Here is a 13,582-nt window from a genome sequence, read left to right as displayed (position 1 = left end):
CACCCCGTCGAACTCATCGGCGGCGTCCGCTTCCCCGCCATCGGCGAACTCCCCTACCTCCTCACCCTCGCCGGCCACGGCTTCTACTGGTTCCGACTCCGCAAGGACGCCATCCCGCTCACCGAACGCCGATTGACGGTGTGCTCCTGAAAGGGCGGGTCGTCATGCGCATGGTCATCTCACCCCGCCCCAGTGGCCACAGTCCGGCTCATCTGCTGACGTCGCTCGCCGACCTGCTTCAGGCGTGGCTGCCCGAACAGCGCTGGTTCGCGGGCAAGGGCCGACGGGTCACGGAGCTGTCCCTGCTCTCGGTGACCGAGCTGCACCCGGCATGTCTGCACCTTCTGGTGAGCACCGGGCAGGGCTCCTCTCCGACTCGGCCCGGGGACTGCTACCAACTGCTCCTCGGCGTCGGGGACGACCTGCCTCCACGACTGGCCCACGCCCGCATCGGACGCGCGAGCGAGGGGCCGCTGGCCGGCCTGACGGTGTACGACGCCCTTCAGGAGCCGCGGTCGGCCGACCTGCTCCTGGAGCGGCTGCGCACTCCGGGAACGACAGGTCCGCTGCGGTTCGAGCGTGACGCGAAGGTGGCCGTCCCCGCCGGTCTGACACCGCGCCTCCTCGACGCCGAGCAGTCCAACTCCTCGTTGGTGTACGGGAACTCGTACATTCTCAAGATCTTCCGACGGGTCCTGCCCGGCATCAATCCGGACCTTGAGGTGCCCTGGGCCCTGGCCGGCCAGGGATGCACCCGGGTACCGGCCCCCGTGGCGTGGTTCCGGACCTCGGAACCACAGGTGGCGACCCTCGGGGTGCTCCAGCCGTTCCTGCCGGATGCCGTCGACGGGTGGACCCTGGCGCTCGAATCGCTCACCGCGGGACGGGACTTCACGGACGAGGCGTACGAACTGGGGCGCGCGACCGCCGAGGTGCATCTCGCGCTGGCCGCGGCGTTCGCCCTCGGCGCGCCGACCGGGCACGGGAGCAGGCGACTCGCGGCCGCGATGATCGACCGGCTGGACTCGACCAGCCGGTCGGTGCCGGAGCTGCTGCCCTATGTGAACGGGCTGCGGGGCGCCTTCGACGAACTCGCCGTCCTCGACTCGGGCCGTCCGGTACAGCGGATCCACGGCGATCTGCACCTCGGTCAGGTGCTGTGGGCCAAGGAGCGGTGGTCCGTCATCGACTTCGAGGGCGAACCGGCCCGCCCCATCGCCGAACGCCGGCAGCCGCAGTCCCCCGTACGCGATGTCGCGGGCATGCTGCGTTCCTTCGACTACGCCGCCCGCAGCCGCCATCCGTGGCGTCCGGAGTGGGCCCTGCGCTGCCGGGACGCCTACTGCGCGGGATACGCCACCCAGTCGCGGTGGGATCCGCGTGCGGAGCCCGAGTTGCTGCGGGCGTACGAGACGGACCGGGCCGTGTACGAGGCCCTGTACGAGGCGCGGCACCGGCCCGACTGGCTGCCCGTGCCGATGGCGGCGGTCGCCCGCCTGGCCGAACACAACCCCGCACCGGCCGGCGGTCCGCACACACCGGTCCCTTCCTTCCACTCCTTCCACAGCGCTCAAGGAGGCTGACACCGTGGCAGCCCGCAACATCTCCGTACCCCTGACCCCGCCGTCGTCCGAGGACGTCCGATCCGTCGAGGCCGGTCCGTCCGAGCCGGGGCCGGGCGTACCCGGCGGACGGCAGCCGGTGTCCTCGCTGGATGTGACGGACCGGGAGCGGCTGCTGTCGGGAGCCCACCACGATCCGCACGCGCTGCTCGGGGCGCATCCGGTGCCGGAGGGCGTCATCGTTCGCGCGCTGCGGCCGTTCGCCGCGTCCGTGGCGGTGTCTCTGCCGGACGGGCTGCGGATGGTGCTGGACAGTGAGGGTGACGGCCTTTTCTCGGGGGTGCTGCCGCTCGACGCGGTTCCCGAGTACACGCTGCTGGTCAGGTACGAGGGTGGTGTCGAGCTGGAGGTGGAGGATCCCTACCGTTTCCTGCCCGCGCTCGGCGAACTCGATCTGCATCTCGTCCGTGAGGGCCGGCACGAGGAGCTGTGGCGGGCGCTCGGGGCCGAGCCGATGACGCACCAGGGCGTGGCGGGCACCCGCTTCACGGTGTGGGCGCCGAACGCCCGAGGGGTACGGGTCGCCGGGGACTTCACCTTCTGGGACGGCACGCAGTTCCCGATGCGTTCGCTGGGCGCGGCCGGGGTGTGGGAGCTGTTCCTGCCCGGCGTCGGTGAGGGCGCGCGGTACAAGTTCGAGATCACGTCCCGGCACGGCGGCCGGTTCCTGAAGGCGGACCCGATGGCCCGTCGTACCGAGGTGCCGCCCGACACGGCGTCCGTCGTCACGGCCTCGCACTACGAGTGGCACGACGCGCACTGGCTGGCCCACCGCGCCGACACACCGGTGCATCTGGCCCCGTTCTCGGTGTACGAGGTCCATCTCGCCTCCTGGCGACCCGGTCTCACGTACCGTCAGCTGGCGGACGAGCTGCCCGCGTACGTCGCCGATCTCGGCTTCACCCATGTCGAGCTGATGCCGGTCGCCGAGCATCCCTTCGGCGGCTCCTGGGGCTACCAGGTCACCGGCTTCTACGCACCGACCTCCCGGCTGGGCAGCCCCGACGACTTCAAGTACCTCGTCGACGCACTGCACCGGGCGGGCATCGGCGTGATCATGGACTGGGTGCCCGCGCACTTCCCGAAGGACGACTGGGCGCTGGCCCGCTTCGACGGGGAGCCGCTCTACGAGTCCGGGGACGCCCGGCGTGCCGAGCATCCGGACTGGGGCACCTACGAGTTCGACTTCGGCCGGCGGGAGGTGCGCAACTTCCTCGTCGCCAACGCCGTGTACTGGTGCGAGGAGTTCCACATCGACGGGCTGCGCGTCGACGCCGTCGCCTCGATGCTGTACCTCGACTACTCGCGCGAGGCCGGCCAGTGGGCGCCCAACGCCTTCGGCGGCCGGGAGGACCTCGACGCGATGGCGTTCCTCCAGGAGATGAACGCGACGCTGTACCGGCGGGTGCCGGGGATCGTGACCATCGCGGAGGAGTCGACCGCGTGGGACGGGGTGACCCGCTCCACCGACACCGGTGGTCTCGGTTTCGGGCTGAAGTGGAACATGGGCTGGATGCACGACTCGCTCGTGTACATCAGCCATGAACCCGTGCACCGCAAGTACCACCACAACGAGATGACGTTCGCGATGGTGTACGCGTACAGCGAGAACTACGTGCTGCCGATCTCGCACGACGAAGTCGTCCACGGCAAGCAGGCACTGGTGTCGAAGATGCCTGGCGACTGGTGGCAGCGGCGCGCCGACCACCGTGCCTATCTGGGCTTCATGTGGGCCCACCCGGGCAAACAGCTGCTCTTCATGGGGCAGGAGTTCGCGCAGGGCGCCGAGTGGTCGGAGGCGCACGGTCCCGACTGGGGGCTGCTGGATCCGGCGTACGGCGCGGAGGCGGACCACCGGGGAGTGCGCGATCTCGTCCGCGAACTCAATCAGCAGTACCGGGCCACCGGGGCGCTCTGGGAGCGGGATACCTCTCCTTCCGGGTTCGCGTGGGTCGCCGGGGACGCGGCGGAGGACAATGTCTTCGCCTTCCTGCGCTTCGCGGCGGACGGGAAGCCGCTGCTGGCCGTCTCCAACTTCTCTCCGGTGGTCCGTCACGAGTACCGGCTGGGGGCTCCGGACAACGTGCCCGCCTGGCGGGAGGTCCTGAACACCGACGCTCTGCGCTTCGGCGGCAGCGGTGTCACCCGTGCCGACGCCGTCAGGACCGATGGGGAGGGATGGCAGGGGTGGCCGGCGAGTGTGCGGCTCACGTTGCCGCCGTTGGCGACGGTGTGGCTGCGGCCGGCGTAGGTCTCCGCCGCGCCGGAACGGCCCCAGGGGGTTGGGACGCGCCACGTCGGGCACCTCTCGCCCGGTCCGTTCGTTGCACGGTCGCCTCTTCTCGGCACTGATCCCGCAGCGCAGATTGGACTTCCGTGGCCGACATCGCCTCCCCCTGGCCCCACTCCCCCGTCAAGGTCGGCCTGGTCGGCGCCGGGCCCTGGGCGCGCGGGGTGCACGCGCCCGTGCTCGCCGCCGGACCCGAGACGGAGCTGACGGCGGTGTGGGCGCGACGCCCGGAGGCGGCACGGGAGACCGCCGAGCCGTACGGGGCCGTCGCCGTGGCGCGTTTCGAAGAGCTGCTGGACCGGTGCGAGGCGGTGGCTTTCGCGGTGCCGCCGGACATTCAGGCGGACCTCGCCGGGCGTGCGGCGAAGGCGGGCAAAGCGGTGCTGCTGGAGAAGCCGATCGGGCTGGACGTGCCGTCCGCGCGGCGGCTCGTCGACGCGATCGACGAGGCCGGGGTCGTCTCCCAGGTCGTCCTCACCAATCGCTACCACCCCGTGGCTCAGGAGTTCCTGAGGGCCGCGCGCGGCATCGAGGTGTCGGGCGCCCGTTCGGCCTGTCTGAGCGGAGCCTTCCTCGGAGGCGACTTCGCGACCCCCTGGCGGCTGGAACACGGCGCGCTGCTGGATCTCGGGCCCCACATCCTGGACCTGCTGGACGCCGCCATGGGGCCCGTCGTGCGGGTCCGCGGCACGGGCGATCCGCGCCGGTGGGTCGAGTTGACCTGCGAGCACGAGAGCGGTGCGGTCAGCCAGGCCTCGCTGTCCGGGTCTGTCGACGTGCAGCCCGGGATCATGCGCGTCGAGCTGTTCGGGCCCCGGCCCGGGCTCGTGTACGACAGCGCGGACCTCGACCACGACGAGTGCTGGCCGGTGCTGCGCCAGGCCTTCGCCACTGCAGTACGCACGGGGGTGCCTGGTGAGCTGGACGCCCGACGCGGCCTCTACCTCCAGGAGTTGATCGCGCAGGCCGCGGCGACCGTCGAGAGCTGAGCCCGCTCACCACGCGGGGAGGGGCCCGACCGGGGTTCCGTTCCGGGCGTCGCGTTCGCTGCCGATGGGTCAGGCGCTCGCGCTGTGACGGCGCAGCGCCGGCATCGTCGCCGCCAGCACCAGCATGGAGAGGACGACGAGCAGGCCGCCGCCCACGACCGCCGTACGCGCGCCCAGTGCCGACCCGGCCGTGCCGTGCAGCACGTCGGCCAGGCGTGGGCCGCCCGCGACGACGACCGTGAACACGCCCTGCATCCGGCCCCGGAGTTCGTCGGTGACGGCCGAGAGGAGGATGGCTCCGCGGAAGACCATGGAGACCATGTCGGCGACTCCTGCGGCGGCGAGGAACGCCACGGCCACCCACAGGTTGGCGCTCAGCCCGAACCCGGTGACGGCCACTCCCCAGGCGATCACCGCGGCGATGACCATCAGACCGTGCCGGCGCGCCCGCGAGAAGGTGCCCGACAGGAGACCGCCGAGCACCGCGCCGATGGGAACCGCCGCGAACAGCAGTCCGAGCGCCAGGCCTTCGCCGTACGGCGCGTACGTCTGCGAGGCGAGTTCGGGGAACAGCGCGCGGGGCATGCCGAAGACCATGGCGATGATGTCGGCGAGGAAGGACAGCAGCAGCACCTGGTTGAGCGAGATGTAGCGGAAGCCCTCCGCGATCCCCCGTAGCCCCGCCCGGCCGGCTGCCGCCGCCGCGGTGGTCAGGGGTGGCAGCGCGGGGAGCCGGTAGACGGCCCACACCGTGGCGCACAGGGCCACGGCGTCGATCAGGTAGAGCTCGGCGAGCCCCACCACGGGTATCAGCGCTCCGGCGAGCAGCGGTCCTGCGACCAGGCCGGTCTGCATGACGGTCGAGCCGAGGGCGTTCGCCGCGGCCAGTTCCTCCTTGGGCACGAGCCGGGCGATGGAGGCCTGGCGGGCCGGGGAGTTGAGGCCGAAGAACGCCTGCTGGACCGCGAGCAGCACCATCAGGACGGCGACCGAGCCGAGTCCCGTGACGGCCTGTAGCCAGAAGAGCAGGGAGGTGACGGCTATGCCGGTGTTGGTGACGAGGAGGAGTCTGCGCCGGTCCACGGTGTCCGCGATGGCGCCGCCCCAGAGCGCGAAGACCACGAGGGGCAGCAGTCCCGCGAAGCTCGCGTAGCCGACCCAGGCCGAGGATCCGGTGATGTCGTAGATCTGCTTGGGTACGGCGACGGCGGTGAGCTGGCTGCCCACGGCGGTGACGATGGTCGAGGACCAGAGGCGGCGGTACGCGGGACGGCGCAGCGGTCGGGTGTCCATGGCCCAGCGGCGCCACCCGCTCCTCTTCCGGTCGCCAGGGCTCTCCCTGTCACCCGGGTCACCCGGGTCCGACGGGCTCGACGGCCCCTCGGCTCCGGTCTGCCGCTCCGCGCTGCTGTCCGCACTGCCCTTGCTGGTGTCCACGCCCATCCTGGTTGCTCGATACATCTTTCGACCGGAGGTTCACTATCGCCGATGCGGAACGATCTTCGCTCGGTGGGTCGGTCCGTGGACGGGCGGACCGGCCGGGGGGACCGGACGGGCCGGTGCGCGGGGCGCCGATCAGTTCGCCGAGCCCGACTCGGCGGCCCCGGCCGGGATCCCGGTGAGGAGAAGTTCCGCATCCTGGCGTGCGTGGTCCAGCGCCCCGGGGAAGATACGCAGGCCGTGGGCGACCAGGGCGCCCTCGTGGAGCAGCATCAGGGTCCGGCCCAGGGAGTCGGCCGTGGCGGGCGCGAGAGGGCGTACGAGATCGGTGAACAGCGTGAGCATCCACTGCTTCTGGCCGATGATGATCGCGTATGCCGGGTGGGACGGATCGCCGATCTCCACATGGGCGTTGACCATGCTGCAGCCCCTGGGGCCGTTCGCGTCCATCCAGTCGCGTGCGACGTCGAAGACGGCGAGGACACGGTCCTTCGGCGACTCGGAGGCTTCCAGACGCGGGGCGAGGTCGGCGCGCCAGCGCTCGTCGCGGTCGGCGAGGTACTCGACGACGATCTGCTCCTTGGAGCCGAAGCGGTCGTAGAGCGTCTTCTTCGTGACGCCCGCCTCCGCGGCGATCAGGTCGACGCCGACGGCGTGGATCCCCCGCTCGTAGAACAGTCGCCCGGCCGCCTCCAGGGCACGGCGGGCGGCGGGGGTCATCGGTACTCGGTGGGGGGTGCCCGTGATGCTCATGCGCCAAGGCTATACCGATCTGTATACTCAAGCCGTATATACAGATCGGTATACCCCTGTCGGCCATCCACCTCTGGAGGTGTGCGGTGTCGTGAACATCCTTCTGTCGATCGCGTTCGTAGGGGCCTGGAGCTCCGGTTTCATCGGAGCCAAACTGGGAGCGGGCAGCGCTTCCACCGTCACGCTCCTCATGTGGCGCTTCCTGCCGCTGGCCATCGTCCTCGGCGTCGTCGCCCTGACCGCCACCAGGGCCTCCTGGCGCGGGCTGGGGCCGCGCGACCTGCTCCGGCAGGCCGTCGTCGGGGCACTTTCGCAGAGCGGCTATCTCCTCACCGTGTACTACGCCATCGAGCTGGGCGTCTCCAGCGGAACGACGGCCCTCATCGACGGCACCCAGCCACTGGTGTCCGGAGCGCTGGCCGGGCCGCTGCTGGGCATGGCGGTGTCCCGTACGCAGTGGCTCGGGCTGGGACTGGGCGTGGCCGGTGTCGCCGTCGTCACCTCGGCCGACGCGGGCGCCGCGGCGGGCGTCGCGTGGTGGGCGTATCTCGTGCCGTTCCTCGGCATGTTGTGCCTGGTCGCGGCGACCTTCCTGGACCGCAGGTCCCGCGCGGACGTCCGTCCGATGGTGTCCATGACGATCCACGCCGTCACCAGTGCCCTCGTGTTCACGGTCCTCGCCGCCGTCACCGGAGGCCTGACGCCCCCGGCGGACGGTTCCTTCTGGACCGCAGTGGTGTGGCTCGTGGTGCTCTCCACGTTCGGCGGCTACGGGCTGTACTGGCTGATTCTCAGGCGGTCCGGGGTGACGAAGGTCAACACCCTCATGTTCCTGATGGCCCCCGTCACGGCCGTGTGGGGTGCGCTGATGTTCGGCGAACCCTTCGGGACACAGACGGTGGCAGGGCTGGCGCTCGGCCTGCTGGCCGTGGCCGTCGTACATCGCGGGGACAACGGAGACCACGGAGACCGCGAGAACCGCGGAAACCGCGAGAACCGGGGCGACCTCGACGCCGCCGGCGCTCCCGGCGCTCCCGACGACCTCGTTGACCTCGGTGACTGCCCAGGCCGTCGACGGCCCCCGGCGGCAGCGGGCACGCTCACGCCCCGGCGATCAGCATGGCACCGAGCACGATCATCGTCGCGGCGATCGACGCGTCCAGTACCCGCCACGCCGACGGCCGGGTCAGGAAAGGGCTGAGCAGCCGGGCGCCGAAGCCGAGCGCGACGAACCAGACCAGGCTGGCGATCACCGCGCCGAGGCCGAAGGTCCAGCGCAGGGGCCGCGGTCAGCCGCGATGGAGCCGAGCAGGAACACGGTGTCCAGGTAGACGTGCGGGTTCAGCCAGGGCCCACGCCATGAAGCGGATCATGCAGAGGTACGGCTGAAGATTCTTACGTAGCTTCAGTGTTCGTGAGGTCAGAGCTGCCTCGCGACCTCACGGTGTTCGCGAGCCTCAGGAGGCCGGGCCGGACCCCGCTTCCCGCTCCAGGAAGCTGGTCACCTGGGCGGCGAGGCTGTCCATGGCCGAGTCCGGCCGGGCACCGACCCCGACGGACGAGTCGCGCGGGCCGATGCCGCCCGACCAGAGGTACCGCTCGGTCCAGTCGTCGTCGACCTTCAACTGCACCTGGATGTCCACCAGGGACAGAGAGCCCTCCGGGGCCGCGGCGTACAGGACGGAGGTGACCCGGCGCAGCGGGTAGACGTCGAACCCCTCGATGAACTGGGAGTTGCGCCAGTCCAGAAACGCGCTCTCGCCGTCCGTTCCGATACGGATGTCGAGTTGGCCGTCCTCAAGATGAATACCGAAATGCTCGGTCGTCCTGTTCTCGACGGTCACCCGGAACCGGAAGTAGACGAGGCCCTCGGCCGCGTCGTCACGTCCGCGCGACGGCTCGGCATGTTCCAAACCATGGACGCGAACGCGCAGGCCGGCGTACTCGTCGTCGTACTCCTGCCAGTCACCGACCACATTCGGCTCGTACACGGTCCACCTCTCGGCCTCAGAGGGCTGCTTCCTATCTGGGCGGGCGACGGGGTGTCAAATGAGCAGAATGGGCGTTGGCCAGGGATTTCGCCCCACATGATCGCTGATCAAGCCGTGCGCAGCCAGAACCCTCGTCCCGGGCGTCCCGACCGTATCCCCGGCGTGCTGCACATCACGTCCCGTGCCGGGCCCGGGGATCGTCCGGACACGGCCGGAGCGTCTGCCACCTGGTGTTCCACCGCGCGTTCCGGCCGGTGGCGTATCGGACCGTCGTGTTGACGCAGGGGCGGTCCAGATGGGGAGATGCTCCTGCGACATGACGGCCGACCGTGAGGCAGGGCAAGCGAGCGATGGCATTGCAGATCAGCGCCACCAACCCGGAGCATCCCGCGCTCCTGCTCGACCTGCCCTGGGACATTCCCCTGGAGGAGTGGCCGGAGGACTTCCTGGTGCCGCTGCCACGGGGTATCTCGCGGCACGTGGTGCGGTACGCGCGCGCCGGCTCGGAGGTCGTGGCGGTCAAGGAGCTGGCCGAACGGCCCGCCCTGCGCGAGTACGAGCTGCTGCGGGGTCTCGACCGGCTGAACATCCCGGCGGTCGACCCGCTCGCCGTGGTCACCGGCCGCGCCGACGGGGCCGGCGAGCCGCTGGAGTCCGTACTCATCACGCGCCACCTCGGCGGCTCGATGCCCTACCGGTCGATGTTCGAGACGACCATGCGGCCCGCCACCATGCACCGCCTCATGGACGCGCTGGCCGTGCTGCTGGTCCGGCTCCATCTCGCCGGGTTCGCCTGGGGCGACTGCTCGCTGTCCAACACGCTGTTCCGCCGGGACGCCGGGGCGTACGCCGCGTATCTCGTCGACGCCGAGACCGGGGAGGTGCATCCGCAACTGAGCCCCGGGCAGCGGGAGTACGACCTCGATCTGGCACGTGTCAACATCAGCGGGGAGCTGCTGGACCTGGAGGCCTCCGGCGCGCTGCATCCGTCGGTGGACCCGATCGAGTTCGGCATGGAGATCTGTGAGCGCTACACCGGGCTGTGGCAGGAGGTCACCCGGACGTCGGTGTACCCGGCGGGCAAGCACCACTACATCGACCGCCGGATCCGGCGGCTCAACGAGCTGGGCTTCGACGTCGCCGAGATGCAGATCGCGCACTCCTCCAACGGCGACACCGTCACGTTCGTGCCGAAGGTCGTCGACGCAGGGCACCATCAGCGCCAGTTGCTGCGTCTGACCGGGCTGGACACCGAGGAGAACCAGGCGCGGCGGCTGCTGAACGACCTGGAGAGCTGGATGGCCACCCAGGACGACTACGCGCCCGGCGATCCCCTGACCGCCCGGCCCGAGGTCCTGGCCCACCGGTGGGTCCGGGACGTGTTCCGGCCCACCGTGCGGGCCATACCGGTGGAGCTGCGCGGTTCCATGGATTCGGCGGAGATCTACCACGAGCTCCTCGAACACCGCTGGTACCTGTCCGAGCGGGCGCAGCACGAGATCGATCTGGACACGGTCGTCGAGGACTACGTCACGAACATCCTGCCCAAGGTGCGGGGCTCGCTGTCGCCCCCGACGGGCGCCGCCGGGGCGGGCGTTCAGACCGGCGGGACGACCGCGACCGGGGAGGGCGCGTGATGCACGACCGCGTGGGCCACCGAACCGATCCGTGAGCCCACGGCCGAGCGGCGCGCGCGCCGGCCGACCACCATCAGCTGGGCCCGCGCCGCAACCGAGAGCAGCACCTCACCCGCGCTGCCCATCTCGACCTGACGCGTCACCTGTACGTCGGGGAACCGCTCCAGCCAGGGCTCCAGCGCCTCCGCGAGCGCCTTCTTCTCGTACGGTTCCATGCCACCGGCCTCGTCGAGGAGCGCCAGCGAGCCGGGGCTGTAGGTGAAGACGGTGGGCAGGCTCCAGGCTCGTACGACGCGCAGGGCGGCGCCGCGTGCCGCCGCCGCTTCGAAGGCGAACTCCAGGGCGGCCGCGCTGTCGTCCGGGCCGCCCTGCTGTCCTACGACGATCTCGCGGCCGTCCGCCTCCGACCCGGCCTGGTCCCCGGCCCGTACGAGAACGACGGGCCGCGTCGCCTCGGCGATGACCTGCTGGCCGACGGAGCCGAGCAGGAAGCCGACGATCGCGCCGTGGCCGCGCGAGCCGAGCACCAGTGTCTCGGCCTCCGCGGCAGCGGCGACGAGCGCCTCGACCGGGCCGCCGTCGATGAGGTCGGTGGTCACCGTCAGGCCGGGGTGGCGGCCGGTGACTTCGCCCGCGGTCCGGGTCAGCGCCTCCCGGACGTCCGCCTTGTCGACGTCCGCCGCCCGGTCCTCGCCGGCGGACTCCTCCCAGGCGTGCACGACACGCAGCGGAAGTGATCGGCGTACCGCCTCCCTGGCCGCCCAGTGCAAGGCGGCCAGGGATTCGGCGGATCCGTCTGCTCCCACGGTGATCGGGCGGGTCATGTCGGTGGCCTCCGTAGCGTCGGTCGAGATGCCCACGCTACCGGGATTCATTCGCAGTGCCTCGGCGTTCACGTTGGGGGTGAAGCGAATCTGATGGTGGCGCCGCGGAGCGTCGCCGCATCTGCTCCGGCGGAGCCGGAGATGGCACATTCGTCACTCATGGCGCGAAGCGTCATGACGGCCCGCCCCGGCGGGGCCGGGGAACGCTCATACCGGCCGGTTCTGCTGCTCGATGTACTGCCTGACCACGGAGAGCGGGGCGCCGCCGACAGTTCCGGCGAAGTAGGAGCCGGACCACAGCTTGTTGGCCCGCCAGTAGTGGCGTACCAGGTCGGGAAACTCCTGGCGCAGACGGCGCGAGGAAACGCCCTTGAGGGAGTTGACCAGCTTGGTCACGGCGACCTTGGGCGGGAAGTTCACCAGCAGGTGGACGTGGTTGTCCTCGCCGTTGAACTCCACCAGCTCGCACTCGAAGTCCGTACACACCGATCGCATGATCTCCTCCATGCGCCTCAAGTGGGCATCGGTGAACACTCTGTGCCGGAACTTGGTAACGAAGACCAAGTGGACGTGCATCACGAAAGCACAGTGCCGACCAGTTCTGATCTTCTGCATCTCACCCATAACCCAAGTATGTATCGTGGCCGCCATGCAGCTCAGGTACGCCTTCAGGTTGTACCCGGACACCGGCCAGCGCGCCGCGTTGGCGCAGGCGTTCGGGTGCTCCCGGGTCGTGTTCAACGACGCGGTGCGTGCCCGCGAGGACGCCCGTACGGCGGGCGCGGCGTTCCCGACGGCCGCCGAGCTGTCCACCCGTCTGATCACCCAGGCGAAGCAGACCACCGCACGCTCCTGGCTGGGTGAGGTCTCCGCGGTGGTCCTGCAACAGTCCCTGCGCGACGCCGAGAGCGCGTACCGCAACTTCTTCGCCTCCCTCCAGGGCACCCGCAAGGGTCCCAGGATCGGTCCGCCCCGCTTCAAGTCCCGCAAGGACACCCGTCAGTCGGTCCGGTTCACGGCCAACGCCCGGTGGAAGATCACCGACAGCGGCCGGCTGAACCTGCCGAGGATCGGGGCGGTGAAGGTGAAGTGGTCCCGCACCCTGCCCACCACCCCCACTTCGGTCACCGTCGTCAAGGACGCGGCCGGCCGGTTCTTCGCCTCCTTCGTCATCGACACCGACCCCGCCGCCGACGCCGCCCGGATGCCCGGCACCGACCAGACCATCGGCATCGACCTGGGCCTGAGGCACTTCGCGGTCCTGTCCGACGGCACGAAAATCGACTCCCCCCGGTTTCTGCGCCGCGCGGAGAAGAAACTGAAGAAGACCCAGCGAGAACTGTCCCGCAAGCAGAAGGGGTCCAGGAACCGGAACAAGGCCCGGCTCAAGGTTGCCCGCGCCCACGCCCAGGTCACCGACGCCCGCCATGAGTTCCACCACCAGCTTTCCACCAGGCTGATCTCCGAGAACCAAGGGATCGCCGTGGAGGATCTGGCGGTGGTGGGGCTGGCGCGTACCAGGCTGGCCAAGTCCGTGCACGACGCCGGCTGGGCGTCGTTCGTGAACATGCTCCGCTACAAGGCGCAGCGGTACGGGCGGACCCTGGTGAAGATCGGCCGGTTCGAGCCGACCTCCCAGACCTGTTCCGCCTGCGGCGTTAAGGACGGGCCCAAGCCCCTCAACATCCGGGAGTGGACGTGTGCCGCTTGCGGCGCGGTCCACGACCGGGATGTCAATGCCGCAAAAAATGTGAAGACGGCCGCCGGACTGGCGGTATCGGCCTGCGGAGCCCCGGTAAGACCAGAACTCGTTCTGGCACAGCGCGAAGAAACTTCCCAATCTCGATGTCAAGCGGCTGCGGCAAGGGGAATTGCACCTTGGTAGGGCGTCTTGTCCCGGATCATGGCCCACAGGACGTTGGTTCGCCGACGGGCGAGCGTGAGGACTGCCTGCTTGTGCCCTTTGCCTTCGCTGCGCTTCCGGTCGTAATACGCCTTTGAGACCGGGCAGAACCGCGCACTTACCTGCGCGGACA

General features: G+C 70.2%; 12 protein-coding genes and 2 pseudogenes. 7 read left to right on the top strand and 7 right to left on the bottom strand.

Annotated features, from left to right (window positions below; genetic code table 11):
• From AB0D14_RS44165 to AB0D14_RS44150, 4 genes are all read left to right on the top strand, one after another.
• Positions 1-150, top strand: a 150-nt coding sequence (locus AB0D14_RS44165; protein ID WP_362790963.1) for an alpha-glucosidase C-terminal domain-containing protein, incomplete at its 5' end; no start/stop codon positions are given.
• 14 nt (positions 151-164) lie between these two features.
• Complete coding sequence (locus AB0D14_RS44160) at positions 165-1,583, top strand: phosphotransferase (protein ID WP_362790958.1); 1,419 nt, start codon at positions 165-167, stop codon at positions 1,581-1,583.
• Between the two features lie 118 nt (positions 1,584-1,701).
• A complete protein-coding gene (gene glgB, locus AB0D14_RS44155; RefSeq protein WP_362790961.1) occupies positions 1,702-3,873 on the top strand; it encodes a 1,4-alpha-glucan branching enzyme in 2,172 nt (723 codons plus the stop codon).
• Between the two features lie 125 nt (positions 3,874-3,998).
• On the top strand, positions 3,999-4,901 hold the full coding sequence (locus AB0D14_RS44150) for a Gfo/Idh/MocA family oxidoreductase (protein WP_362790955.1): 903 nt from the start codon (positions 3,999-4,001) through the stop codon (positions 4,899-4,901).
• A 69-nt stretch (positions 4,902-4,970) separates the two neighbouring features.
• On the opposite strand, the gene AB0D14_RS44145 is transcribed toward AB0D14_RS44150, so the two are convergent.
• The gene (locus AB0D14_RS44145; RefSeq protein WP_362790952.1) at positions 4,971-6,362 is read right to left on the bottom strand and encodes an MFS transporter; all 1,392 of its coding nucleotides are present in this window, start codon (positions 6,360-6,362) and stop codon (positions 4,971-4,973) included.
• A gap of 114 nt (positions 6,363-6,476) precedes the next feature.
• Complete coding sequence (locus AB0D14_RS44140) at positions 6,477-7,094, bottom strand: TetR/AcrR family transcriptional regulator (RefSeq protein WP_362790949.1); 618 nt, start codon at positions 7,092-7,094, stop codon at positions 6,477-6,479.
• A gap of 91 nt (positions 7,095-7,185) precedes the next feature.
• On the opposite strand from AB0D14_RS44140, the gene AB0D14_RS44135 reads away from it, so the two are divergent.
• On the top strand, positions 7,186-8,295 hold the full coding sequence (locus AB0D14_RS44135; RefSeq protein ID WP_362790946.1) for a DMT family transporter: 1,110 nt from the start codon (positions 7,186-7,188) through the stop codon (positions 8,293-8,295).
• Here the strand turns inward: AB0D14_RS44135 and AB0D14_RS44130 are convergent.
• Both AB0D14_RS44130 and AB0D14_RS44125 read right to left on the bottom strand, forming a co-directional pair.
• Positions 8,195-8,442 (bottom strand): annotated as a pseudogene (locus AB0D14_RS44130) (LysE family transporter); the annotation flags it as partial. The gene AB0D14_RS44135 and the pseudogene AB0D14_RS44130 overlap by 101 nt on opposite strands.
• A gap of 109 nt (positions 8,443-8,551) precedes the next feature.
• The gene (locus AB0D14_RS44125; protein ID WP_362790944.1) at positions 8,552-9,085 is read right to left on the bottom strand and encodes a hypothetical protein; all 534 of its coding nucleotides are present in this window, start codon (positions 9,083-9,085) and stop codon (positions 8,552-8,554) included.
• Between the two features lie 350 nt (positions 9,086-9,435).
• On the opposite strand from AB0D14_RS44125, the gene AB0D14_RS44120 reads away from it, so the two are divergent.
• Complete coding sequence (locus AB0D14_RS44120) at positions 9,436-10,722, top strand: DUF4032 domain-containing protein (protein WP_362790941.1); 1,287 nt, start codon at positions 9,436-9,438, stop codon at positions 10,720-10,722.
• On the opposite strand, the gene AB0D14_RS44115 is transcribed toward AB0D14_RS44120, so the two are convergent.
• Together AB0D14_RS44115 and tnpA are read right to left on the bottom strand one after the other, a co-directional pair.
• Positions 10,683-11,546, bottom strand: coding sequence for a universal stress protein (locus tag AB0D14_RS44115; protein ID WP_362790938.1), 864 nt, complete (start codon positions 11,544-11,546; stop codon positions 10,683-10,685). The two genes, AB0D14_RS44120 and AB0D14_RS44115, sit on opposite strands and share 40 nt — an antisense overlap.
• A 207-nt stretch (positions 11,547-11,753) precedes the next feature.
• Entirely contained in the window at positions 11,754-12,170 is a 417-nt protein-coding gene (gene tnpA, locus AB0D14_RS44110; protein WP_362790935.1) for an IS200/IS605 family transposase, read from the bottom strand.
• Between the two features lie 25 nt (positions 12,171-12,195).
• Between tnpA and AB0D14_RS44105 the strand changes: the two genes are divergently transcribed.
• Complete coding sequence (locus tag AB0D14_RS44105; RefSeq protein ID WP_362790932.1) at positions 12,196-13,431, top strand: RNA-guided endonuclease TnpB family protein; 1,236 nt, start codon at positions 12,196-12,198, stop codon at positions 13,429-13,431.
• On the opposite strand, the pseudogene AB0D14_RS44100 reads toward AB0D14_RS44105, so the two are convergent.
• Positions 13,395-13,582: pseudogene (locus AB0D14_RS44100) on the bottom strand (IS110 family transposase); the annotation flags it as partial. The gene AB0D14_RS44105 and the pseudogene AB0D14_RS44100 sit on opposite strands and share 37 nt — an antisense overlap.

This window comes from Streptomyces sp. NPDC048484 (assembly GCF_040651415.1).
In the GTDB taxonomy this organism is placed as follows: domain Bacteria; phylum Actinomycetota; class Actinomycetes; order Streptomycetales; family Streptomycetaceae; genus Streptomyces.
Note: the sequence above shows the minus strand (reverse complement) of the source record. Positions and strands in the feature narration are given on the sequence as shown.